Raw genomic sequence first — 22,427 nt, 5'->3', positions numbered from 1 at the left:
GAGGTGCCATGAAGGTAATCCAGGAGTGGTTTGAGGAGTACGGCCAGAGCCATCGCCATCCATAAGCTGGCGGTGCCGGGCATCTATTTCTGCTCGCTGGCGCTGCTCTGGTGTCTGCCACACGGGCCCTTGCCAGAGATCCTCAACTGGGCGGCAGTGGCGGCTATTCCGGTGCTGCTGTTCTATCTGCAGCTGTCGTTTTCGCTGTTCGCGGGGATGGCCGGGCTAACCGCACTGGGACTGTGGATCTGCCACCAATGGCAGGGGCCGCTGCTGTGGCCCGCGGTGGCGGCGTTCGTGATTCTCTGGATAGCCCAGTTTGTCGGCCAAAGATCGAGGGCAAACGCCCCTCCTTCCTCGCCGACCTGCAATTTCTGCTGATAGGCCCCGCCTGGGTGCTCGCCAGCCTCTATCGTCGCCTGGGCATTCCCTATTGAGGAGTGCCGGGCCAACAGGAGAGACCATGACACATAACCACACGCGACATAATGCCCTGCGCCGCGCCCTGCCCCTGCTGCTGGGGGCCCTGTTTGCCGGCCCGGCGCTGGCCGACAAGGCCGACCCGGTCGGTGAAGTGAGCACAGCCTTCAAGCTGTTTGGCCCCAACCACAAGATCCTGGTGGAGGCATTCGACGACCCGCGCATCGACGGTGTCGCCTGCTATCTGGCGCGCCCCAAGACAGGTGGCGTCAAAGGTGGGCTGGGACTGGCGGAAGATCCCTCCCACGCCTCCCTGTCGTGCCACCAGATCGGCCCCATCACCCTGCCCGAAAAGCTGAAAGCGGGGGAAGAGGTGTTCGATGTCAGCACTTCGCTGGTGTTCAAGGAGCAGAAAGTGGTGCGTTTTTACGACAAGAAACGCAATGCACTGGTTTACCTGACCTACAGCACCAAACTGGTGGATGGTTCGTACAAAAGTGCAGTCAGCGCCGTTCCCATCATGCCGTGGGGACAATAACCAGCCGGTTTGTCCGGTGATAGCTGACCCATTTTGTTGTAATTTGACGACACACACGCTGCGGAGCACATACCATGAAAGTCGCCGTATTCAGTACCAAGAGCTATGACAAAGAGCATTTCAACCAGGCCAACAGCCAGTACGGCTTCGACCTAGAGTTTTTCGATGTGCGGCTGGAGGCCAAAACGGCCCGACTGGCTCACGGCTTCCCAGTGGTGTGTCTGTTCGTCAATGACGATGCCGACCGCGAGGTATTGACCGAACTGGCTGCCAACGGCACCCAGGTGATCGCCCTGCGCTGCGCCGGTTACAACAACGTGGACCTGGCCGCGGCCAAAGAGCTGGGGCTGAAAGTGGTGCGGGTGCCCGCCTACTCCCCCGAGGCGACCGCAGAACACGCGGTCGGCATGATGATGTGCCTCAACCGCCGCATCCACAAAGCCTATCAGCGCACCCGCGACGCCAACTTCTCGCTGGAGGGGCTGGTCGGCTTCAACATGCATGGCAAGACCGTTGGCGTCATCGGCACCGGCAAGATCGGTCTGGCCGCCCTGCGCATCCTCAAGGGCTTCGGGGTTCGCCTGCTGGTCAACGATCCTTACCAGAATCCGGCAGCCATCGAGCTGGGTGCCGAGTACGTGGATCTCGATACCCTGTTCCGCCAATCCGACATCATCAGCCTGCACTGCCCGCTGTTCAAAGAGAACTACCACCTGTTGAACAAGGAGGCATTTGCCAAGATGAAGGACGGGGTAATGATCATCAACACCAGCCGTGGCGGCCTGCTCGACTCCAATGCCGCCATCGAGGCGCTCAAGACTTCCCGTATCGGTGCTCTGGGGCTGGACGTCTACGAAGAGGAAGAGGATCTCTTCTTCTCCGACAAGTCCAACGAGGTGATCACCGATGACGTGTTCCGCCGTCTGTCCGCCTGCCACAACGTGCTGTTCACCGGCCATCAGGCGTTCCTGACCCGCGAGGCGCTGCACGCCATCGCCGATACCACCCTCGGCAATATCCGCGCTATCGAGAGCCAGGGCCGCTGCGACAACGAAGTGGAATAAGGGCTCGCCCTCTCTTCGTCACGCGCCGGGTTGTGAGACCCGGCGCCTTCGGGTAGGCTAGCCCCCCTTTTTTATTCAGGAGTCTGGCGCCCATGTTTATCGGATTTGATTACGGCACCTCCAACTGTGCCGTGGCCGTGATGGAACAAGGTAGCCCCAGGCTGCTGAATCTTGGTGCATCCCGCTATCTCCCCTCCACCCTGCATGCCCCCCACCGGGATGCTATCGCCGGTCTGTTGGCCGAAGGGCTGGCCCCCGCCCAGCAGGCGGAGTACCTCAAGCTGCGTGGCCCCGTGGTCACCCGTGCCCAGATGGTTCGCCGCCAGATGCGCGAAGAGGGACTGATCGACGAGCTGAGCTTTGGCGGCGCTGCACTGGAGCGCTATCTGGAAGAGCCGGACGACGGCTACTACATCAAATCGCCGAAATCCTTTCTCGGCGCCTATGGCCTCAAGGCCCCCCAGATCGCCCTGTTTGAAGACATCGTCTGCGCCATGATGCTCCACGTCCGCCAGCAGGCGGAGCAGCAGCTCGGTGCCCCGATCCGCCAGGCGGTGATCGGCCGTCCGGTCAACTTCCAGGGGCTGGCGGGGGAAGAGAGCAACCAGCAAGCTATCGCCATCCTGACCGAGGCAGCCCGTCTGGCCGGTTTCGAGCAGGTGGAGTTCCTCTATGAACCGGTGGCCGCCGGGTTTGAATTCGAGGCGCGCCTCACCGAAGACGCCGTGGTGCTGGTAGTGGATATCGGCGGCGGTACCACCGACTGCTCCATGCTGCGGATGGGTCCCAGCTACCGCGATCAGCTGGATCGCAGCGGCGATCTGCTCGGCCACAGCGGCCAGCGGATCGGCGGCAACGACTTCGATATCCGCCTGACGGTGGAGGGGATGATGCCGCTGCTCGGCATGCACGAGACCCTCAAGACCGGCAAGCCGCTGCCCCACCCGCTGTTCTGGGATGCGGCCGCCATCAACGACGTCAGCGCCCAGAGCCGCTTCTACAGCCTCGACACCGCCCGCCAGCTGCAGGATCTGCAGCTCGACAGCCAGCCCGGCAGCAAGTTGGGGCGTCTGGCCAGCCTGCGGGCCCACAAGCTGAGCCACCAGCTGGTGTGGCGTGCCGAGCAGGGCAAGATCGCCCTCTCGGAGCAGGAACTCAATCGCCAGTCGCTGGCCGAGCTGGAAAAAGGGCTGGAAGCGGAGCTGACCCGCGAACAGCTGGCCAACGGCTCGGCCCTGCTGCTGGAAAAAATTGGCGAGCTGATGGACGAAGCGATTGCCGCTGCCGGAGTGCAGCCTGATCGCATCTTCGTCACCGGTGGTAGCGCCCGCTCGCCGCTGATCGCCAGCTTTATCCGCCAGAAGCTCCCCTCCATCCCGCTTGAGGGTGGCGATGACTTCGGCTCGGTGGCTGCCGGTCTTGCCCGTTATGCCGAGCGGCTGTTCGTCAACTGAGCCCTGAGATAGCGTAAATCGATTGCAACATCACCCGGGTGTTGCCATTAAGCGACAGTCACGCGGGACAAGGGACGACAGAAGCGGTCGGTCGTCCCCTCTCCCGCCCTGCTCCCGACTGCCCAAAAAGGGTATTCTTGACGCTCCCCCAACCGGAGCCCCCTCATGCCCAGATTGCCCTTTTTGTTGCTGATCCCCCTGTTACTGCTCGCTGGCTGCAGCTCGACCGCCTTTGTTCAGCAAGATCTGCAACACCACCACTGGGTACTGAGCAAACTGGATGGCGAACCGATCGAGGCCCCCCGCGACAATCCCCCCGATTTCGAGATCGGCGAGCACTTCACCGTCAACGGCATCGCCGGTTGCAACCGCTACTTCGGTCAGGGCCATCTGGAAGATGACAAACTGTGGGTCACCAGTCTGGGCAGTACCGAAATGGCCTGCATGCCGCCGCTGGACGCCATAGAACAGGCCGTGCTGACCACCCTGACCGAGGGGGCGACTTTGAGCGGCACCAGCCAGAGCCTGATCCTGCAGGGCAAACGGCACCGTTTGGAATACACCTTGCGCGACTGGGTGTTCTAGCGCTCACAAAGCCGCATCACAAACAGGAACATGTTGTCCGGCTGTGGCACAATATGAGGCAGAGTTCGCAATGGAGGCTGCCTCAGCCATGTCGATGGATCGCCTGTTTGACAAGATCAAACAACTCCCCACTATTCCCAAGCTGCTGCACGAGTTGATGCAGAGCTTCAACGACGAGAATGCCCGCATCGACCAGATTGCGGCCAAGATCGCCATGGACCAGGTGATCAGCGTCAAGGTGCTAAAGATGGCCAACTCGGCCGCCCTGCGCCGGGGCAACGAAGTGACCTCCATTGAGCAGGCGGTGATCCGGCTCGGCTTCAACCGGCTGCGCTCCGTGGTGGTCGCCTCCGGCATCATCGGCACCTTCAAGGCCCCGCCCAGCTTCGACAAGAACAAGTTCTGGACCGAGACCTTCCAGGTCGCCACCATAGCCCGAACCCTGGCCCAGGAGGCCAAGGTGATGGATCCCGAGACCGCCTTCACCTGTGCCCTGATCCACAACATCGGCGAACTGCTTATCCAGAGCACCTTGCCGGAGGAGGCCGAGCTCATCAACATGGCGATCCAGAACGGCAGCAGCCGGGTCGAGGCCCAGCGGGAGATGCTGGGCTACGACTATGCCCAGCTCGGTGCCGAGCTGGCGCGGCGCTGGAACCTCTCCGAGGCCTTCGTCGATGCCATCTCCCAACAGCTTGACCCGCTCTCCCACGATCCGGTCAGCAAGGAGGCGGTGCTGATCCGCCTCGCCGTGTTTATCTCCTTCGCCTGGAACGCGGGCGTGCCTGCCCAGGCCATCATCGCCCGCTTCCCCAAACCGCTCGCCGACCAGTTGGGACTGGATCCCAAGTCGCTGGCAGGCCAGCTCGAAACACTGCATGAACAGGGTAATGCCCTCGCCGATCTTCTGACTCAATAAGCATCATGACCCATCCGTTTCTGTTTCATCCCCAGGTGGCGCCCTGGTTCAAAGAGAGCGCCGACGCACTGCAATTGACTCTTTTTAGCGAGCTGGATGCACCGATCCGCGAGGTGTGGCTGCGCCACGAGCCGGATAACGAGGAGTACCTGATCCCGATGACGGCGGTCTCCACCCGCGATCGGCTGCAGGTGTGGCAGGCGACCCTGCCGCTCATCAAAGGACAGGATATCCACCTCTACAGCTTCAAGTGCCTCACCGACGAGGAGCAGTGGTGGCTGCACGGGGCGGGCGTCAGCGCGTCCATGCCGCCACGGGAGCAACATTTTCGCTTCAACAGCCTGCACCAGCCACCGGCCTGGGTGCAGGATCAGGTGTTCTACCAGATCTTCCCCGACCGCTTCTGCAACGGCGATCCATCGCTGAGCGTCAAGCATCACGAGTACGAATATCGCGGCAAAGCGGTGATCAGCAAGGCGTGGGGCGAGCCGGTCAGTCGTCATGAAGAGGGCCACGGCGCCTGCGAATTTTACGGCGGTGATCTGGCGGGCATCGATGCCAAGCTGCACTATCTGCAATCTCTCGGGGTAACGGCGCTCTACCTCAACCCCATCTTCGATTCGCCGAGCAACCACAAGTACGACACCCAGGACTACTTCAAGGTGGATGCCCACCTCGGCAGCAACGAGCAGTTCGCCGAGCTGACCCGCAACCTGCACCAGCGCGGCATGAAGATCATCCTCGATGCGGTGGTCAACCACACCTCTACCGAGCACCCCTGGTTCTGCCCGCCACTGGGCGCCCAGAGCAACCCGGACTCCCCGTGGCGCAGCTTCTACACCTTTGACAAAGAAGGGGATTACGTCAGCTGGAAGGGCATTCGCAGCCTGCCCAAGCTCGACTTCTCCTGTGAGAAGGTGCAAGACGCCGTCTATCGGGCTGACGATGCCATCCTTCGCTACTGGATGCGCGCCCCCTACCAGATCGACGGCTGGCGCTTCGACGTCATCCACATGCTGGGTGAGCGCGGCACCGCCGAGGGCAATCGCAGTCACGTGCGAGCCATTCGCGGGGCAGTGAAGCAGGAGAACCCGGACGCCTACGTGCTCGGCGAACACTTCTTCGAGGCGAGCCAGTGGCTGCAAGGGGATCAGGAGGACGGCGCCATGAACTACTATGGCTTCGCCCACCCGATCCGCGCCTTCCTTGCGGGGCAGGATATCGCCTACCACCCCATCAAGATCAGCGCCGAAGAGCTGGATCGCTGGCTCAAGCTGGCGCGGGCCCACATCCCGTTCAAGAACCAGCTGGCCCAGTTCAACCTGCTGGACAGCCACGATACCGCCCGTTTCCTCCACCTGCTGGGAGAGGACAAACAGCGGATGCAGCTGGCCGCCACTCTGCTGCTCACCTATATCGGTGTGCCGTCCATCTACTACGGCGATGAAGTGGGGCTCTCCGGCGGCAACGATCCGGACTGCCGCCGCTGCTTCCCGTGGCATACCACAGACTGGGATCACGTGCTGCACGACCACTATCGCCGACTGATCCAAATCCGCCGCCAGCGCCCCTCCCTGCGCCGCGGCGATATCCAAACCCTCTATGCCGGGCCCCACAGCTATGTGTTCGCCCGCACTCTGCAAAGCGATCAGGTGGTAGTGGCCTGCAACCGCCATCCGAGCGAGCCGCGCACCATCAGCCTGCCCCTGTGGCAGACCGCCAGCCCCGCCAGCCGCTTCACCGACGCCTTCAACGGCGAGAAGTTTGAAGTGGTGCAGGGCGAGGTACAGCTCACCATCCCGGCCAACTCGGCGAGAGTGCTGATCTCCAGCTGAGCGGGCAACTGACGCGCTGAAAAACAATACCGGAGCCCAAGGCTCCGGTTTTTTTTATTCCGTTCAATCCACCATGACGTCTGGCCCCTAACCAGCCGCCATCAGTAGTTGATGCTGACGTAGGGCACTTCCGGCACCTGCCAGCGCTGCTTGAGGTATACGGTGAGCACGAAGAAGAAGTTGGCCAGCAGGTTAGCGAAGCGATAGAGAATGGGATCGAAGGCCACCTCGCTCTCTTCCAGCCTGACCAGCAGCCGCACCACCTTCTTGCTGCCGCAGCGGCACAGATGGAGGGTGGGAATGGGCTGCGGCCCCTGTGGCAGCACAAAACCGGTGACGCTGCCGCGACTCGCCTCGTTGTAGTGGTCGTAACGGGCCTTGAGCCACTCAAGGTCTGCATCGAAGATCCCCAGCTTGCCGCGTACCGAGCCGTTTAGGTTGTAGATAAGTCGCTGCAACGCCGCGAGATCCACCAGCATGGGCTCGGTATCGGCATCCGGCGCAAGGTGTGACAGCACGGCCCCGACCTGACAGCAGAGCTCGTCGGTGGCGATTTCAAAATCACATTTGAGCGAGGTTTCGAAGATAAAGGGGTAGCAGAGCTCGCGCTTGTCTCTTGGCTTCTTGGGGTTCATGGGGCAACCGGATTGGAGAAAAGGCCAGTTTGCCAGCCCCGGGAAGGGCTGGCAAACGGCAGGTCATTACTTGCGTTACGCGCTGTGGCTCAGGCGTTCTTACTGGCGGGCTCGGTGGAGGGCTGGAACTGGTTGATCATCCGCAGCGCCTCCAGCATCCGCTGGTTGAAGCTGGTGAAGCGATCGACCTGCGCCGGTTCCTCTTCTCCTCTCGCGGCCAGCACGGCCGGGGTCAGCGCCTGTTGCTGGGATGGTGGCAGCAGGGTATCAGCCTGTTTCTGCACCTGATCCAGCTTGGGCAGGTAGTCGGCAAACGGCTTGATCAGATCCTGCAGGGAGTGCGCCCCCTGATAGGTCTGGCTCAGCTTGACGCTCTGCTTGAGCTTGAGGGAGTAGGAGGCCAGCTGGCTGTCATCCAGTTTCAGCTCGCCCGCCTTGTCCAGCAGATCCTCGAAATTGCCGGAGAAGAAGCTCCCCGCCAGCTCGTCGATCCCCTTGACCAGCTTACCGATGGACTCCATCTCGTCGCTGCTGAGATCTCCCTCCAGCGAGAAGCTGAAGCTCTGGCTCGATTTGAGGCTAAACTGGCTGCCGCTCTCGCTGCTCTGGGACTTGGTCTGCCAGCTGTCGTTGAAGCGCAGCACTACCTTGTCGCCATCCTTGGTCTGGATCTCCAGATACCCCTGCTGGCGACTGGCCATCTCGGCCTGTCCCATGTCGGTCGGGGAGACCTTGCCGAAGAACTCCTTCTCGAACTCCTCGAGCCCTTTCTGAATCAGCTTGTAGCTCTGATCGATACCGGTTTTGATATCGTCGTTGTCAGTCGCCCACTTGCCGAGCTGCTTCTTCGCCTCGTCAAAGCCCTTGTCGACCCCCTTGCGGGCCTGCTCCATCATCCCGGTCAGGTCGTCATCGGATTTGCCATCGGCCCGCGCGGCACCAAGCCGCCCGGTCACGAACTGCAGCACGTTGTCCGCCACCGACTGGAAGTCGAACAGGGTCTCCGGCGTGATCTCCTCGGGTTCTTTCACCTTCGGAGCCTGATAGCCCTGGCCGTTGATCTCCAGCGAGAACTGCAACGCCTGCTGGATCAGCACCTGCGCCCACTTGGGCGGCTTGTGCAAGGAGACCGCCTCCTCGCTCTTGACCTGTTTCTGCTCCGCCTGTTGGGGCGATTTGGGAGAAACACCCACTCCCTTGGGTTGGGCTGCGCCCACGCCTTCGATCTGCATAATGTGTCCTCCCACCATGCCTGTAGATCAGCTATCGGCCTGACTGAACACTTCTTGACCACAAAATGCTGGACAATCTGCGGCTGGCTTTTAAAATCGGGCCCCTTTGGGTGGCCTGTTGCCTTCCCCCGATTTCGACCCGGCCCAGCCGGTGTGCATGTGAGGTATTTATGACCCAGTCCCAACAGCCTTCCGCGAACGCTCCGACGCCTAGAACCGCGGCCGACTATCAGGCCCAGCTCGACGAAAAGCGCGCTCGCCTCACCGAGCTGTTTGCCGACTTCACCCTCCCGGCGCTGGAAGTGCACAGCTCGCCGGCGGAGTACTACCGGATGCGCGCCGAATTTCGCATCTGGCACGAAGGAGATGACCTCTTCCACTGCATGTATGCCCCGGCGACCAAAGAGATCATCAAGATAGACCACTTCCCCACCGCCAGCCGCCTCATCAACCAGTTGATGCCGCTGCTGCTGGAGGGGCTGCGCCCACACCCGGTGCTGCGCCGCAAACTGTTCCAGATTGACTACCTCTCCACCCAGTCCGGCCAGATCATTGTCAGCCTGCTCTATCACCGCAAGCTGGAGGCCGAATGGCAACAAGCCGCCGAAGTGCTGCAGGCCGATCTGCGCGCCAAGGGGTTCGAGCTGCAGCTGATTGGCCGCGCCCACAAGCAGAAGATCTGTCTGGGGGATGACTTCGTCATCGAACAGCTCAACGTGGCGGGTCGCCAGCTCACCTACAAACAGGTGGAGAACAGCTTCACCCAGCCCAACGCCGCCATCAACGAGCAGATGCTGGCCTGGGCGCTGGATGTGACCAAGGGGAGCGAAGGGGACCTGCTGGAGCTCTATTGCGGCAACGGCAACTTCTCCATCGCGCTGGCGCAGAACTTCCGCAAGGTGCTGGCCACCGAAATCGCCAAGCCGAGCGTCGACTCCGCCCAGTTCAACATCGCCGCCAACGGCGTCGACAACCTGATCATCCTGCGCATGTCAGCCGAGGAGTTCACCATGGCGATGCGTGGCGAGCGGGAGTTCAACCGCCTCAAGGGGGTCGATCTCAAGAGCTACCAGTGCAACACCATCTTCGTCGACCCGCCCCGCGCCGGTCTCGACGATGCCACTGTCAAGCTGGTGCAGGAGTACGACAACATCCTCTACATCTCCTGCAACCCTGATACCCTGCAGGCCAACATGGCGGTACTGGGTGAGACCCACGAGATCGCCCGTTTCGCCCTGTTCGACCAGTTCCCCTGGACCCATCACATGGAAGCCGGGGTCTATCTGCGCCGCAAGGCCGGTTGATTCAGGCTGACAGGAAAACAACAACAGGGCCGGATGGCCCTGTTTTGTTATTGACTGAACACAGGTCTCACTCCAGCCGGAAGTGACCCACGATCTCCCGCAGCCGGTCGTAGGTCTGCTGCATCGCCGCGGAGCTGGCAACCGTCGCTTCGCCATTGTGGGTCAGCTGGCGGATCACTTCGGCGATGGCGCTCATGTTGCGGTTGATCTCTTCGGCCACCGCGCTCTGCTGCTCCGCCGCCGTGGCGATATGGCTGATGAGATCGTTGATCTCCACCACTTCCCCTGCCATCAGATCCAGCGACTCGTTGACCCTGGTAGTGTTCTCGGCCGCCCCCTGACAGCTCTGCTTGGTGTTGCCCATGGCATCCACCACAGTTCGGGTGCCCCGCTGCAGACTGGCCAGCATGGTCTGGATCTCGGCTGTGCTCTGCTGGGTACGGGCCGCGAGGGAACGCACCTCATCAGCCACCACCGCAAAGCCACGGCCCTGTTCCCCAGCGCGGGCCGCCTCGATGGCGGCGTTGAGGGCCAGCAGGTTGGTCTGTTCGGCAATGCTGCCGATCACCCCCAGCACAGAGCCAATCTGCTGTACATCCTGCTGCATCGCCTCGATGGAGCGAGCAGTGGCTTCCACTTCGTCCACCAGCGCCATCACGCTGGCCATGGCCTGATCCACTACCTGACGGGACTGGCTCGCCAGCTGCTGGCTCTGGCCGGTGAGCTGGGCGGTGCTGGCCGCACTCTCGGAGACGGAGACCGCGGTGCGGCTCATCTCGTTGATGGCAGTCACCACCTGCTCGGTCTCGCGCACATGGTCCGCCAGCAGAGACTGGGCGGCGCCGGTCTGGCTGGCCAGCCCTTCTATACCACTGTTGAGCTGGCCGCTCGCCTGCCGCACCTCCCCCATCATCTCCTGCAGCCGCTCGATAAAGCGGTTGATGCCGGCCGAGATCTGGCCCAGATCATCCTTGCTGGTTACCGCCAACCGGCGGGTGAGATCGCCGCTGCCGCGGGAGAGCTCCAGCACCAGATCCCGCAGCGAGAGAATGGGGCGATAGGCCACGTTGAGCGCCAGCATCGCCAGCACTATCACCACGATCGCCACGCCGCACAGTGCCATGATGATCTGGCCGTTGAGGGCCCGGGTCATGGCCCGGATGTAATCGAGGTCGATATAGCCGGTCAGCGTCCAGCTGCTGCCGCGGATATCCAGCTGGTTGGGGCGTGCTTCACTCTCCCCCTGCGGCTTGCTGTCATAGAGGCTGTTGCCCTGACTGTCGGCCAGCGAGAAGTAGCGGCCATCGCCACTCATCTTCTCCAGCAGGCTTTTGAACTCGCTCATGTCGAGGTAGTAGAGATAGGCGGAATCGGCACCGCGCGGCACCAGAATGGTGATGACCGGCTTGCCATCCACCTGTTGCAGCGGGCTGACGGTGATCTGGTTATTGGCGGCGGGGATCAGCTTGCGCAGGGCATCGACTTTGGCGCTGTCGTTGATGACACCGCTCACGTCGAATGCCATGTCGCCGATTACCTTGACGATGTTGTGAAAGCCGGTCTCTTGCAGGGTCTTCTTGACGTTGGTCACCCCGAAGTTGAGGTTGGCGGCCAACAGGATCTTCTGATTGATGTCGCTGGCCAGCTTCTCTTTGACCAGAGTGATCTGCTCGTTGATGTTGTGGGTGGCCTGAGTGCGAATGTAGCCACTGATGAAGTGGTTGACGCTGAGCCCGGCGGTGCCGATGGTGACCAGAATGGCCAGTAGCAGCAAGAGGTAAATCTTGACCTTGAATGGCATGGGTTCCCTCCAGAAGAGAGGGCTGGCAACACCAACCCTCTCTGCCAATCGTTATTTCTTCTTGGCGTACTTCATGGAGTCCAATGCCACCGCCAGAATGATGATGCCGCCCTTGATGATGAACTGCCAGTAAGGGCTGACCCCGATATAGGTCAAACCATAGTTGATCAGGGTGAAGATAAGTACGCCGGTGATCACACCCGCGACCGTTCCCACCCCGCCGGCAAACGACACGCCGCCCACCACGCACGCCGCGATGGCATCCAGCTCGTACATGAAGCCGAGGTTGTTGGTGGCGCTACCGATACGGCCTGCTTCCAGCATGCCGCCGAAGGCGTAGAAGACCCCCGCCAGCGCATAGATCATTACCAGATTGACCGCCACATTGACGCCGGAAACCTTGGCTGCCTCGGGGTTGCCACCGATGGCGAAGATGTTTTTGCCAAAGCGCGTCTTGTTCCACAGCACCCAGACAAAAACGCTGGCGATGGCCGCATAGAAGGTGAGATAGGAGAGCTTGAATCCTCCTATCCGGATAAAGCCCTGCGCGAAACTGGAGAAGCGGGGATCAAACCCGGCCACCGGCGAGGCCCCAACCGAGTCAAAGTAGAGGGAGTTGATACCGTAGACGATGATCATGGTGCCCAGGGTGGTAATGAACGGGGTAACGTTCAGGTAGGCCACGATCAGACCGTTGACCAGACCGATCAGCGCCCCCACCACACACACCAGCAGGATCACCGCCGGAATGGGCACCTCCCCCAGCGTCGGGAACACCTTGTTGACGTTGGTCAGCGCCTGCAGCATGGTGGCCGCGATGAGTGCCGCCAGACCGACCTGACGACCGGCCGAGAGATCCGTCCCCTGGGTGATGATGATGCCCGCCACCCCCAGCGCTATGATGACCCGCACCGAGGACTGGGTCAGGATGTTGCTGAAGTTGGTGAGGCTCAGGAAGGAGGGCTCCTGGATCACGATGACCATGAGCAGCACCAGCAGCACCAGATAGATGGCGTTTTCCTTGAGCGCCTGCATCAGATTGAAATTTTTAGCCGACTCCATAAATGTCTTCCTGTCTCTAGAGGTACAGAGATGCCAGGCGCAGTATCTCGCTCTGGTCAGTTTCTTTGGTATTGACGATCCCGGCGACCCGGCCGTTGCTCATCACCATGATGCGGTCGGTGATCCCCAGCAATTCCGGCATCTCTGACGAGATGATGATGATCCCCTTGTCCTTCTTCGCCAGCTCCAGGATGAGCTGGTAGATCTCGAACTTGGCCCCGACGTCGATGCCGCGGGTGGGCTCGTCGAGCATCAGGATCTCCGGCTGGGTCAGCAGCCAGCGACCGATGATCACCTTCTGCTGGTTGCCCCCGGAGAGGGAACCGATCTGGGTCTGCTGGGTCGGCGTCTTGACCCGCATGGAGTCGATCACCCACTGGGTATCGCTCTTCATCTTGTTGTCGCTGAGCAGCCCCATGGAGCCCTTGTAGCTGTCCATGTTGGCGATCAGGGAGTTGAAGGCGATATCGAGTCGGGAGTAGATACCGGTGGAGCGGCGCTCTTCCGTCACCAGCGCAAAGCCGTTGCGGATCGCTTCGTGGGCGTTGTGGTTGGCCACCTCTTTGCCGTGCAGCTTGATGCTGCCCTGGCTGCGATCGCGAATACCGAACAGGGTCTCGACGATATCGGTGCGCTTGGCCCCCACCAGTCCGGCGATGCCGAGGATCTCCCCCTTGTGCAGGTTGAAAGTGATGTCCTGAATGGAGGGCTGGTTCTTCGCCGTCAGGTGTTCGATCTCGAGGATCACCTCTTTCGGCTGGTTGGTTTTTTCAGGGAAGCGCTGGGTCAGTTCACGGCCGACCATCATGCCGATGATCTGATCCATGGTCATGCCCTTGAGCGGCTGGGTTGCCACCCACTGGCCATCCCGCAATATGGTGATCTCGTCACAGAGCTGGAAGATCTCCTCCATCTTGTGAGAGATGTAGACGATGCCGCACCCCTTATCCTTCAACTTGTTGATGATCTTGAAGAGGTGGTTCACCTCTTTCTCGGTCAGGGAGGAGGTGGGTTCGTCCATGATGACGATCTTGGCATCGTAGGAGAACGCCTTGGCGATCTCGATCATCTGCATCTGGGAGACCGACAGGGTCGCGACCTTCACCTTGGGATCGATGTCGATATCCAGCTCATCAAAGATGCGCTTGGTGTCGTCATACATCTTGCCGTGGTCGATAAACCACCCCTTGGTGGGGTAGCGGCCGAGCCACATGTTGTCCATCACGGTACGCTGCAGCACCAGGTTGAGCTCCTGATGCACCATGGAGACGCCATTCTCCAGCGCCTCTTTGGAGGAGGTGAAGTTGATCTCCTGCCCCTTGAAGAAGATCTTGCCCTGATCCTTCTCGTAAATGCCGAACAGGCACTTGAGCAGTGTGGATTTTCCCGCTCCGTTCTCGCCCATCAACGCATGCACAGAATGAGGACGGACCCGTAAATTGACATTATCGAGTGCCTTGACGCCGGGAAAGCTCTTACTGACGTCAATCATCTCCAACAGCCATTCTGATTGTTGCTGTGTTGTCATATCAGCCATCACATCTGGTTGAAAAAAGGGCAAGGGGATCTCCCTTGCCCTGGAGGGGGGAATTACTCGAATTGGGACAGGTTGTCTTTATCCACACCGACGTAGGCAACACGTACTACCTTGTCGACGATATTCCACTTGGTGCCTTCACCGGCCGGTTTGCCTTCAGCCAGGTTCTTGGTCAGCTCGAAGGTAGCTTTGGCTTGGTTGGCCGCATCGTTCAGCACGGTACCCGCCATGGCACCACTCTTGACCATGGCCAGCGCTTCCGGCAGCGCATCGACGCCGAATACCGGAATGGCAGTCTTGCCCTGGGCTTTCAGTGATTCGACTGCGCCCATTGCCATGCCGTCGTTGTTGGCGATGACCACTTCGATCTTGTTGGCGTTGGGGCCGGAGATCCAGGCGTCCATCTTGTCTTTCGCCATGGCGGTATCCCACATACCGGTATCCATGTGCAGTTGTTCAGTCTTGACGCCGCCATCGTTCAGGGTCTTGACCACGTAGGAGGTGCGCGCTTCGGCATCCGGGTGGCCCGGCTCCCCTTTCAGCAACACAAACTGGATCACGCCATCCTTGTTCAGATCCCACTCCGGATGGGCTTTCCAGTGTTTGGCAATCAGCTGGCCCTGGATGATCCCTGACTCCTTGGAGTCGGTACCCACGTAGTAGGCCTTGTCGTAGCTGGCCAGATCGGTAGCGCTCGGCTCCTTGTTGTAGAAGACAACCGGGATATCTTCACCACGGGCTTTCTCAATCACCACCGGCGCCGCCGCCGGGTCAACCAGGTTGATGGCCAGCGCCTTCACCCCTTTGGCCAGCAGCACATCGATCTGGTCGTTCTGCTTGGACTGGTCGTTCTGGGAGTCGTTCATCAGCAGCTCCACCCCCGGAGTGGCTGCCGCCTCCTTCTCGATGGCCTTGCGCACGACCGCCATGAAGTTGTCGTCGTATTTGTAGACGGTTACCCCGATACGAGTGTCAGCCTGGGCATTGGCTCCAGCCATCATGCCCATCAGCAGGGCGGCAACAGTGGTCAGTTTTTTCATTATGTGTGCTCCGATGTGTCTATCTGTGTTGTAGGGTGGCGAGCAATTGAGCAAGCGCCAATCAATGTAATCAGTTTGTTGTCATTTCTTCTGTGATCATGACGACAAAATGAAAACGTTTACACTCTGTTACATTGAAACTTTATATTTATTTTTCAAATACATATAAATAAAAATCAGATTTGAGACTCAATCTTTCCCACAGCATTGAGGCTAGTCGTTACTGGTCTGTTGTCAAAATGGCGCACTGGCTCGACAGTCGCCTCCATAGCTGGCTTAACGGAGAGTGCAGCCCCAACGGTAACGACGCTCGAGCAGTTGATACTCGGGACGCACGCTCTGGCTCCAGGAGTCATCCCCACCCACCCCCATGTGGGCGCCATCGAGACAGACCCACAGCCCAGCTTCGGCCACCAGATCGCTCTGGTGACGAGCAGCGGCCAGCTGTTGCTGACTGAAGCGGCTGGCACTGAAATGGAAGCTGCCGCTCACCGTCGTGCTGCCCAATTGCAACTGGCGGGTATCGCAGCGCAAGCCGTTGTCGCTCGGGAAGATGTAAGGGGTGTGCATGGCCTCCAGCGGCAAACTCCAGCGCCCCAGATCGGCACCCAGCAGGCGATCCGGATAGTTCTCGTGAGGGCCACGCCCCAGCCATTCGGCTCGCGCCGGTACCTCGGCCAGATGGAGCAACAGGCCGATCCGCGGCAGCGACGGCAGCACCTGTGCCAGCTCGGTCTCTATCTCCAGGCTCATGGCGCCATCGTCGGTAAAGCGGTGATGCCAGTGACTCACCAGCAGCAGCTCATCGTGGTGGAAGTAACCATGGCTGACCCGGATATCCCCTCCGACGACCGCGATCCCCAGACAGCGGTGCTGCCACTGACCGAGACCACACGCCTGCCAGCGGGCAATCCAGGAGTTGGGGTCGGCGTGATCCGCTTCGCTAGTGCCAATGTCGTTGTCGAGCGGCGCCCGATAGAAGTGATCCATGATCGGCGCCAGCAACTGCTCCTGCCCCGATTTTTGCCAACTGGTGATACGACCGCTCAGCTTGTCGAGCCACCACTGGCTGTTTGCGGCAGTGACCAACCAGCCATCCGGCTGCTCGCTCAGGGTAGCGGCAGCGACCGGCGCTGGCAGGGCAAGGGGGGTCGGCAGGGTGAACTGCTGACGGGCGACCTTGTGATCCGCCTGCGACCAGAGGGTGGCCTGGGGCTGAACGATGGCCAGATCGAGCCAGGCCAGTGAGCCTGCCGCAAAGGGGGGCAACGCCTCGCTCAGGGTCAACTCGACCACCCCCTGTGGCGCCAACTCAAGGGAGAACTCCCCCTGCTGCTGCACATGGCCGTTCTCACACAGCTGCCAGCAAAGCCGCTCGTTGTCGGTTTCCCGAAACAGGTATTCGCTCTCGATCCTCATCCGCAGCGGGGTGTGCTCAAGCAGAGTGAAGCGGAACGGCTGCTGGGCCCGCTTTGCCTCGAACAGGGCGGGATGGGGGGTGCGATCAGGGAACAGCAGACCGTTGCAGCAGAACTGGCGATCGTTTTGCACATCATCGAAGTCGCCGCCATAGCCCCAGTAGTGACGGCCATCGGCGGTGTATTTGTCGAGCCCCTGATCGACCCAATCCCAGACAAACCCGCCTTGCAGGCGTGGATGATCGCGAAACGCCTGCCAATAGTGGCCGTAGCCCCCGAGACTGTTGCCCATGGCGTGGGCATATTCGCAGAGGATCAGCGGCCGGCTCTCGCCGGGCAGGCCGATCCACTTGGCCAGCGCCCACTTGGGCACCGCCGGGAAGGGCTGATCCTGATGGGTTCTGGCATACATGGGGCAGATGATGTCGGTGGCCGGGGTATCGGCCCCGCCCCCCTCGTAATGCACCGGACGGCTCGGGTCGCAGCGCTTGATCCAGCCATACATGGCATCGTGGGCCGGGCCGTAACCCGACTCGTTGCCGAGCGACCAGATGATGATGGAGGGGTGGTTGAAATCCCGCGCCACCATGCGGGTCGCCCGCTCCAGAAAGGCATTGCTCCAGACGGGATCCCGTGACAGCCGCCCCATGGGGGTCATGCCGTGGGTCTCCAGATTCGCCTCGTCCACCACATAGAGGCCAAGCCGATCGCAGAGGCGATAAAAATCGGGATGGTTGGGATAGTGGGAACAGCGCACTGCATTGAAGTTGTGCCGCTTCATCAGCAGCAGATCCTGCTCCATGGTGGCACGATCGATGGCATAACCCTTGGCGGGATGGTGTTCATGACGGTTGGCACCGCGAACAAGCAGCGGCTGACCATTGACCCGCAGCAGACCGCCACGGATCTCTACCACCCGAAAGCCCACATCGCACGCCTCGCTCTCGATGGCCTGGCCCTGCTCGTCCAGCAGGGTCAGGGTCAGGCGATAGAGATGGGGCGTCTCGGCGCTCCACTTGCGCGGCGCAGCTACATCGAGCCACAGCTCGGCGCGATCGTCATAAGACCCTTTTTCGTCAATGACTTGGGTGCCAATCGGCTGGCGCAGGGTCGCGACCCGCTCGCCGCCGTCATAGAGATTGGCCTCAACCGACAGACCAGCCCCATTGGCGACCTGCAGGGCAATCTTGAGACGGCCATCCCGATAGCAGGCATCCAGCTCGGGGGTCACCCGCATATCCATCAGATGGCGGGACGGTTTGTGCAGCAGGCTGACGGAGCGGAAGATCCCCGACAGCCACCACATATCCTGATCTTCCAGATAGGAGCCGTCGGACCAGCGCAGCACCAGCACCGCCAACCGGTTGCGACCGCTCTGCAGATATGGGGTCAGATCGAATTCGGCGGGCAGCCGGCTGTCCTGGGAGTAACCTACCCAGCGGCCGTTGCAGAAGAGGTGGAAGGCACTGCTAACCCCGTCGAAGATGATCCGGCTCTGGCCGCTTGCCAGCCAGTCGGAGGGCAGTTCGAACTCACGGGAGTAGCAACCGGTGGGGTTCTCTGCCGGCACCCGGGGTGGATCGCAGGGAAAGGGGTACTTGATATTGGTGTAGATGGGGCCATCGGTGAGCGGCCGCGCAGCCGGATAGGCGGCATCCAGCTGCCAGTTGCCCGGCACTGTAATGGGGCAGGCATCTACCAGATCCTGCGCCAGCCAGCTCTCGGGCACCAATTCGGGAGCGGCAAAGAAGGAGAAGCGCCACTCGCCATCGAGCAAGAGACGGGAGGAAGAGGCCAGATCCCCCCTGGCATCCGTTTCGCTGCGCCAGCTGAACATGGGGGTATGGGCAGCCAGCCGGTTTACCGACGTAATGGCCTGAGTCTGCCAATCCTGACGCGCCACTATCTCCCTGAGCATTCACTCTCTCCCTGCTGATTGGAAAACGTATTCAGTCTAGAGAAGTATGACGCTGGGAACGGCGATCTCGCTCACACAGATGTAAACGATTACACTTATTTTGTTAAGTAAAGCGGAGTAAAAATGATTAAAAATAGGTAAAACAATAACTGTGCAAGAAACGGCCCCGAACAGGGCCGCAAAAGGGGGCTATCCGGCCCGAACCGGTGCCACCGAGTGGCGATTGATCAGGGTGGGGGTATAGATCCGGCTCTGGGTCGCGTCACTCTCCCCCGCCGCCAGCTGAATGGCCAGCTTGGCCGCCTGGGCCGCCATCAACTCGATGGGATAGCGCATGGTGGAGAGCTTGGGGCGCAAATATCTGGCATAGATGATGTCATCGAAGCCCACTACCGAGACCTCCTCCGGCACTCGCAGGCCGTTGTCGGCCAGCACTGAGATGGCGCCCGCCGCCATGGCATCGTTATAGGCAACCACGGCGGTCACCTTGAGCCCCTTGGCCAACAGGTTGAGCATGGCGCGCTCCCCCCCCTCCTCGTTCGGGGTGCCACTCTCGATAAGCTCGGGATCGGCTGCCAGACCAGCCTCCATCAGCCCATCCTGATAACCCTGCAAACGCAAGGTGGCATCCTCGATGGCGTGATCCGAGCTGATAAAGGCGATATGGCGGTGACCCAGTTCGATCAAGTGGCGAGTCGCCGTAGCCGCACCCAGCCGGTTGTTGAGGGCAATGCAGCGCCCCTTGAGGGCCGGAATATCGCGGTTGATCAGCACCATACCGGGCACCCGCATGGCGTAATCGCACAATTCTTCGTCGCTCAGTGCCTTGCTGTGCACCACCAGCGCCTCACAGCGTTTGCCGATCAGCAGCTCGATCGCTTCACGCTCCTGACGCGCCTTGTGAAAACCGTTACCCATCAGCAGGTGGAGGTTCTGCTCGACGGCGATGCCGGAGACACCTTTCACCAGTGCACCGAAGAAGGGATCGGCCACGTCACCGACCACCACCCCCATGGTGTCGCAAGTCTGGCTGACCAGTGCCCGCGCGTTGGCGTTGGGAGTGTAGCCCAGTTCAGCCATGGCCTTCTGCACCACTTCGCGAGACGCGGCGCTGGCTTTGGGGGAGTTGTTCATCACCCGTGAAACCGTTGCCACCGACACATTGGCCAAACGGGCGACATCCTTGATGGTGCTCATGCTGTTTTCACTTCTTTCACTGTGCAATAGAGCGCCATTATACCCAGCAAACCCATTGAAAACAGGGGTGAAACGCATATCTGCCGTCAGGATGACCATAAAAACAGTGTAATCGTTTACACCGTTTTGCAAGCAAGCTCACAGTATGGTCGCCACACCCTCGGCTAGACTCCTTCCAGACACTTTTTCAGTGGAGAGCAAGATGAACGTTCTGGTCACCGGCGGTTGCGGATATATCGGCAGCCACACCTGTCTGGCCCTGCAAGCGGCAGGCATGAATCCCGTGGTGGTCGACAACCTCGGCAACAGCAAGCGCAGCGTATTGACTCGAGTCGCGGCTATCAGCGGCCAGCAACCCGTGTTCTATCAAGGAGATATTCGCGATGCCGCCCTGCTGGAGCGGATCTTCGCCGAACAGCAGATCGACGCAGTGATCCACTTTGCCGCCCTCAAGGCGGTCGGTGAGTCGACCCGCATTCCACTGGATTACTACGAGAACAACCTCGGCGGCACCTTCACTCTGCTGCAGGCGATGAAACGGGCCGGGGTGCACAATCTGGTGTTCAGCTCCTCGGCCACCGTCTACGGCGATCCCGCCAGCCTGCCGATCCGCGAGGATTTCCCTCGCAGCGCCACCAACCCTTACGGGCGATCCAAGCTGATCATCGAGGAGATCCTCGAAGATCTGCAGTTGGCCGAGCCCCACTGGAGCATGACCCTGCTGCGCTACTTCAATCCGGTCGGCGCCCACGAATCGGGCACCATGGGTGAAGACCCACAAGGGATCCCCAACAACCTGATGCCCTATATCACCCAGGTCGCCATCGGCCGTCGCGACTGCCTGTCGGTCTTTGGAAACGATTACCCAACCCCGGACGGCACCGGTGTGCGCGACTACATCCACGTAATGGATCTCGCCGAAGGGCATGTCAAGGCGCTGCAGCACTGCGCCGGCAAGGGTGGCGTGCACACCTACAACCTGGGCACAGGTCAGGGCCAGAGCGTGCTGCAGCTGGTCGCCGCTTTTTCCGCCGCCTGTAGCAAGCCGTTGCCATTTCGCATCGAACCGCGCCGCCCGGGCGACATCGCCGCCTGCTGGGCCGATCCGGCCAAGGCGCAGCGTGAACTGGGCTGGCAGGCGACCCGCAACATCGACGCCATGTGCGCCGACAGCTGGCGCTGGCAATCCGCCAATCCGAACGGTTACGAGGAGTAGGCCTGCCTGCTCCCTGTTAATAAACGCCCTATTTTTCAATACCTTATTCAGGAGAGATGATGTTCAACCCCGTCGATCATCCCCATCGCCGCTTCAACCCGCTGACCGGCCAGTATGTGCTGGTCTCCCCCCATCGGGCCAAACGCCCCTGGCAGGGACAGGTGGAGAAGGTGAGTCAGGCCCCCAAACAGGCCCACGATCCCGACTGCTTCCTCTGCGCGGGCAACACCCGGGTCACCGGCGACATCAACCCCGACTATCAGGGCACCTTCGTCTTTACCAACGACTTCGCCGCCCTGATGCAGGATACCCCGGCCGCCGATAGCGCCAGCGATCCCCTGCTGAAACTGGAGGCCGCCCGCGGCACCAGCCGGGTCATCTGCTTCTCACCGGATCACGGCAAGACCCTGCCCGAGCTGCAGCTACCCGCCATCGAGGGGGTGATCACCACCTGGATGGCTCAGGTCGCCGAGTTGTCGGCCCAGTGGGAGTGGGTGCAGGTATTTGAAAACAAAGGGGCCGTCATGGGCTGCTCCAACCCGCACCCCCACGGCCAGATCTGGGGCAGCGACTTCCTGCCCAACGAGATCGCCCGCGAAGAGCAGCACCAGCGTGACTGGCTGGCCGAGCATGGCCGCCCCATGCTGCTGGAGTATGTCGAGCGGGAGCTGGCGGATCGCTCGCGCATCGTGGTGGAGACCGAGCACTGGCTTGCCGTGGTCCCCTTCTGGGCCGCCTGGCCGTTCGAAACCCTGCTGCTGCCCAAGGCGCACGTCCCCTCCATGCTCAACCTGACCCAGGCCCAGCAACAGGATCTGGCGGTGGCGCTCAAGGAGCTCACCAGCCGCTACGACAACCTGTTCGAGTGCAGCTTCCCCTACTCCATGGGCTGGCACTTTGCACCGCCCAAATCGGAGTGCCCCGAGGCGTGGCAACTGCATGTCCACTTCTATCCGCCGCTGCTGCGCTCCGCCACCGTGCGCAAATTTATGGTGGGCTTCGAGATGCTGGCCGAAACCCAGCGCGACCTGACTCCGGAGCAGGCTGCCGAGCGGCTGCGTGCCCTGAGCCCCGTTCACTACACCCAGACCAGCCACACCAATGAGGAGGCCCTATGACCCCCAGCCAACGTGTCAGCACCGTTTTTGCCGAGCAATTTGCCAAAGCGCCCGATCTGCTGGTGCGCGCCCCCGGCCGCGTCAACCTCATCGGTGAACATACCGACTACAACGACGGCTTCGTGCTGCCCTGC

At 61.0% G+C, this 22,427-nt stretch carries 18 protein-coding genes and 1 pseudogene; 11 read left to right on the top strand and 8 right to left on the bottom strand.

The genetic code is table 11. The annotated features are described in order from the left end of the window. Positions 1 to 8 precede the first annotated feature (8 nt). The 7 genes and pseudogenes from LRL22_RS17045 to malZ all read left to right on the top strand — a co-directional run bounded on the left by LRL22_RS17045 (position 9) and on the right by malZ (position 6,815). Positions 9 to 437, top strand: a pseudogene (locus tag LRL22_RS17045) (Mpo1 family 2-hydroxy fatty acid dioxygenase). Between the two features lie 26 nt (positions 438 to 463). After that, positions 464 to 958, top strand: coding sequence for a CreA family protein (locus tag LRL22_RS17040; protein ID WP_005355485.1), 495 nt, complete (start codon positions 464 to 466; stop codon positions 956 to 958). Between the two features lie 74 nt (positions 959 to 1,032). Beyond that, positions 1,033 to 2,022 carry a 2-hydroxyacid dehydrogenase gene (locus tag LRL22_RS17035; RefSeq protein WP_005340720.1) on the top strand — a complete coding sequence of 330 codons (990 nt, stop codon included), beginning with the start codon at positions 1,033 to 1,035 and terminating at the stop codon, positions 2,020 to 2,022. A gap of 92 nt (positions 2,023 to 2,114) precedes the next feature. Then, positions 2,115 to 3,476 carry a molecular chaperone gene (gene yegD, locus LRL22_RS17030; RefSeq protein WP_270905937.1) on the top strand — a complete coding sequence of 454 codons (1,362 nt, stop codon included), beginning with the start codon at positions 2,115 to 2,117 and terminating at the stop codon, positions 3,474 to 3,476. A gap of 165 nt (positions 3,477 to 3,641) precedes the next feature. Continuing rightward, positions 3,642 to 4,061 carry an META domain-containing protein gene (locus LRL22_RS17025; protein WP_270905936.1) on the top strand — a complete coding sequence of 140 codons (420 nt, stop codon included), beginning with the start codon at positions 3,642 to 3,644 and terminating at the stop codon, positions 4,059 to 4,061. Between the two features lie 70 nt (positions 4,062 to 4,131). Then, a complete protein-coding gene (locus tag LRL22_RS17020) occupies positions 4,132 to 4,980 on the top strand; it encodes an HDOD domain-containing protein (RefSeq protein ID WP_270905935.1) in 849 nt (282 codons plus the stop codon). Between the two features lie 5 nt (positions 4,981 to 4,985). Next, a complete protein-coding gene (gene malZ, locus LRL22_RS17015) occupies positions 4,986 to 6,815 on the top strand; it encodes a maltodextrin glucosidase (RefSeq protein WP_270905934.1) in 1,830 nt (609 codons plus the stop codon). Positions 6,816 to 6,916: 101 nt separating this feature from the next. Here malZ and LRL22_RS17010 read toward each other — a convergent pair whose 3' ends face one another. Both LRL22_RS17010 and LRL22_RS17005 read right to left on the bottom strand, forming a co-directional pair. Continuing rightward, positions 6,917 to 7,450, bottom strand: a complete 534-nt coding sequence (locus LRL22_RS17010) for an ATP--cob(I)alamin adenosyltransferase (RefSeq protein ID WP_201937662.1) — start codon at positions 7,448 to 7,450, stop codon at positions 6,917 to 6,919. A gap of 89 nt (positions 7,451 to 7,539) precedes the next feature. After that, positions 7,540 to 8,682, bottom strand: a complete 1,143-nt coding sequence (locus LRL22_RS17005; protein ID WP_270905933.1) for a DUF5610 domain-containing protein — start codon at positions 8,680 to 8,682, stop codon at positions 7,540 to 7,542. 170 nt (positions 8,683 to 8,852) lie between these two features. Between LRL22_RS17005 and trmA the strand changes: the two genes are divergently transcribed. Continuing rightward, positions 8,853 to 9,986, top strand: a complete 1,134-nt coding sequence (gene trmA / locus LRL22_RS17000; RefSeq protein WP_201937664.1) for a tRNA (uridine(54)-C5)-methyltransferase TrmA — start codon at positions 8,853 to 8,855, stop codon at positions 9,984 to 9,986. A gap of 67 nt (positions 9,987 to 10,053) precedes the next feature. On the opposite strand, the gene LRL22_RS16995 is transcribed toward trmA, so the two are convergent. From LRL22_RS16995 to LRL22_RS16970, 6 genes are all read right to left on the bottom strand, one after another. Further along, the gene (locus LRL22_RS16995) at positions 10,054 to 11,787 is read right to left on the bottom strand and encodes a methyl-accepting chemotaxis protein (RefSeq protein WP_201937665.1); all 1,734 of its coding nucleotides are present in this window, start codon (positions 11,785 to 11,787) and stop codon (positions 10,054 to 10,056) included. A 51-nt stretch (positions 11,788 to 11,838) separates the two neighbouring features. Next, positions 11,839 to 12,849 (bottom strand): galactose/methyl galactoside ABC transporter permease MglC, encoded by a 1,011-nt coding sequence (gene mglC / locus LRL22_RS16990; protein WP_005342585.1) that lies wholly within the window; start codon positions 12,847 to 12,849, stop codon positions 11,839 to 11,841. A gap of 16 nt (positions 12,850 to 12,865) precedes the next feature. Further along, the gene (gene mglA / locus LRL22_RS16985) at positions 12,866 to 14,386 is read right to left on the bottom strand and encodes a galactose/methyl galactoside ABC transporter ATP-binding protein MglA (RefSeq protein ID WP_042081798.1); all 1,521 of its coding nucleotides are present in this window, start codon (positions 14,384 to 14,386) and stop codon (positions 12,866 to 12,868) included. Between the two features lie 53 nt (positions 14,387 to 14,439). Further along, entirely contained in the window at positions 14,440 to 15,426 is a 987-nt protein-coding gene (gene mglB / locus LRL22_RS16980) for a galactose/glucose ABC transporter substrate-binding protein MglB (RefSeq protein WP_005340747.1), read from the bottom strand. Positions 15,427 to 15,702: 276 nt separating this feature from the next. Further along, positions 15,703 to 18,762, bottom strand: coding sequence for a beta-galactosidase (locus LRL22_RS16975; protein WP_270905932.1), 3,060 nt, complete (start codon positions 18,760 to 18,762; stop codon positions 15,703 to 15,705). Between the two features lie 189 nt (positions 18,763 to 18,951). Then, positions 18,952 to 19,959, bottom strand: coding sequence for a substrate-binding domain-containing protein (locus LRL22_RS16970; protein ID WP_088868202.1), 1,008 nt, complete (start codon positions 19,957 to 19,959; stop codon positions 18,952 to 18,954). 202 nt (positions 19,960 to 20,161) lie between these two features. Between LRL22_RS16970 and galE the strand changes: the two genes are divergently transcribed. The 3 genes from galE to LRL22_RS16955 all read left to right on the top strand — a co-directional run. Then, positions 20,162 to 21,175, top strand: a complete 1,014-nt coding sequence (galE, locus tag LRL22_RS16965) for a UDP-glucose 4-epimerase GalE (RefSeq protein WP_270905931.1) — start codon at positions 20,162 to 20,164, stop codon at positions 21,173 to 21,175. 59 nt (positions 21,176 to 21,234) lie between these two features. Continuing rightward, positions 21,235 to 22,293 (top strand): UDP-glucose--hexose-1-phosphate uridylyltransferase, encoded by a 1,059-nt coding sequence (locus LRL22_RS16960; protein WP_270905957.1) that lies wholly within the window; start codon positions 21,235 to 21,237, stop codon positions 22,291 to 22,293. Then, positions 22,290 to 22,427, top strand: a 138-nt coding sequence (locus LRL22_RS16955; protein ID WP_270905956.1) for a galactokinase family protein, incomplete at its 3' end; no start/stop codon positions are given. The genes LRL22_RS16960 and LRL22_RS16955, both read left to right, overlap by 4 nt.

This window comes from Aeromonas sp. PI_26 (assembly GCF_027854445.1).
Classification (GTDB): domain Bacteria; phylum Pseudomonadota; class Gammaproteobacteria; order Enterobacterales; family Aeromonadaceae; genus Aeromonas; species Aeromonas veronii.
This window is presented reverse-complemented; position numbering and strand designations above follow the sequence as displayed.

What these genes read in the sequence shown, in the direction of transcription:
- LRL22_RS17040 (WP_005355485.1), top strand. Translation starts at nt 464, where the DNA reads ATGACACATAACCACACGCGACATAATGCCCTGCGCCGCGCCCTGCCC.
- LRL22_RS17035 (WP_005340720.1), top strand. Translation starts at nt 1,033, where the DNA reads ATGAAAGTCGCCGTATTCAGTACCAAGAGCTATGACAAAGAGCATTTC.
- yegD (WP_270905937.1), top strand. Translation starts at nt 2,115, where the DNA reads ATGTTTATCGGATTTGATTACGGCACCTCCAACTGTGCCGTGGCCGTG.
- LRL22_RS17025 (WP_270905936.1), top strand. Translation starts at nt 3,642, where the DNA reads ATGCCCAGATTGCCCTTTTTGTTGCTGATCCCCCTGTTACTGCTCGCT.
- LRL22_RS17020 (WP_270905935.1), top strand. Translation starts at nt 4,132, where the DNA reads ATGGAGGCTGCCTCAGCCATGTCGATGGATCGCCTGTTTGACAAGATC.
- malZ (WP_270905934.1), top strand. Translation starts at nt 4,986, where the DNA reads ATGACCCATCCGTTTCTGTTTCATCCCCAGGTGGCGCCCTGGTTCAAA.
- LRL22_RS17010 (WP_201937662.1), bottom strand. Translation starts at nt 7,450, where the DNA reads ATGAACCCCAAGAAGCCAAGAGACAAGCGCGAGCTCTGCTACCCCTTT.
- LRL22_RS17005 (WP_270905933.1), bottom strand. Translation starts at nt 8,682, where the DNA reads ATGCAGATCGAAGGCGTGGGCGCAGCCCAACCCAAGGGAGTGGGTGTT.
- trmA (WP_201937664.1), top strand. Translation starts at nt 8,853, where the DNA reads ATGACCCAGTCCCAACAGCCTTCCGCGAACGCTCCGACGCCTAGAACC.
- LRL22_RS16995 (WP_201937665.1), bottom strand. Translation starts at nt 11,787, where the DNA reads ATGCCATTCAAGGTCAAGATTTACCTCTTGCTGCTACTGGCCATTCTG.
- mglC (WP_005342585.1), bottom strand. Translation starts at nt 12,849, where the DNA reads ATGGAGTCGGCTAAAAATTTCAATCTGATGCAGGCGCTCAAGGAAAAC.
- mglA (WP_042081798.1), bottom strand. Translation starts at nt 14,386, where the DNA reads ATGGCTGATATGACAACACAGCAACAATCAGAATGGCTGTTGGAGATG.
- mglB (WP_005340747.1), bottom strand. Translation starts at nt 15,426, where the DNA reads ATGAAAAAACTGACCACTGTTGCCGCCCTGCTGATGGGCATGATGGCT.
- LRL22_RS16975 (WP_270905932.1), bottom strand. Translation starts at nt 18,762, where the DNA reads ATGCTCAGGGAGATAGTGGCGCGTCAGGATTGGCAGACTCAGGCCATT.
- LRL22_RS16970 (WP_088868202.1), bottom strand. Translation starts at nt 19,959, where the DNA reads ATGAGCACCATCAAGGATGTCGCCCGTTTGGCCAATGTGTCGGTGGCA.
- galE (WP_270905931.1), top strand. Translation starts at nt 20,162, where the DNA reads ATGAACGTTCTGGTCACCGGCGGTTGCGGATATATCGGCAGCCACACC.
- LRL22_RS16960 (WP_270905957.1), top strand. Translation starts at nt 21,235, where the DNA reads ATGTTCAACCCCGTCGATCATCCCCATCGCCGCTTCAACCCGCTGACC.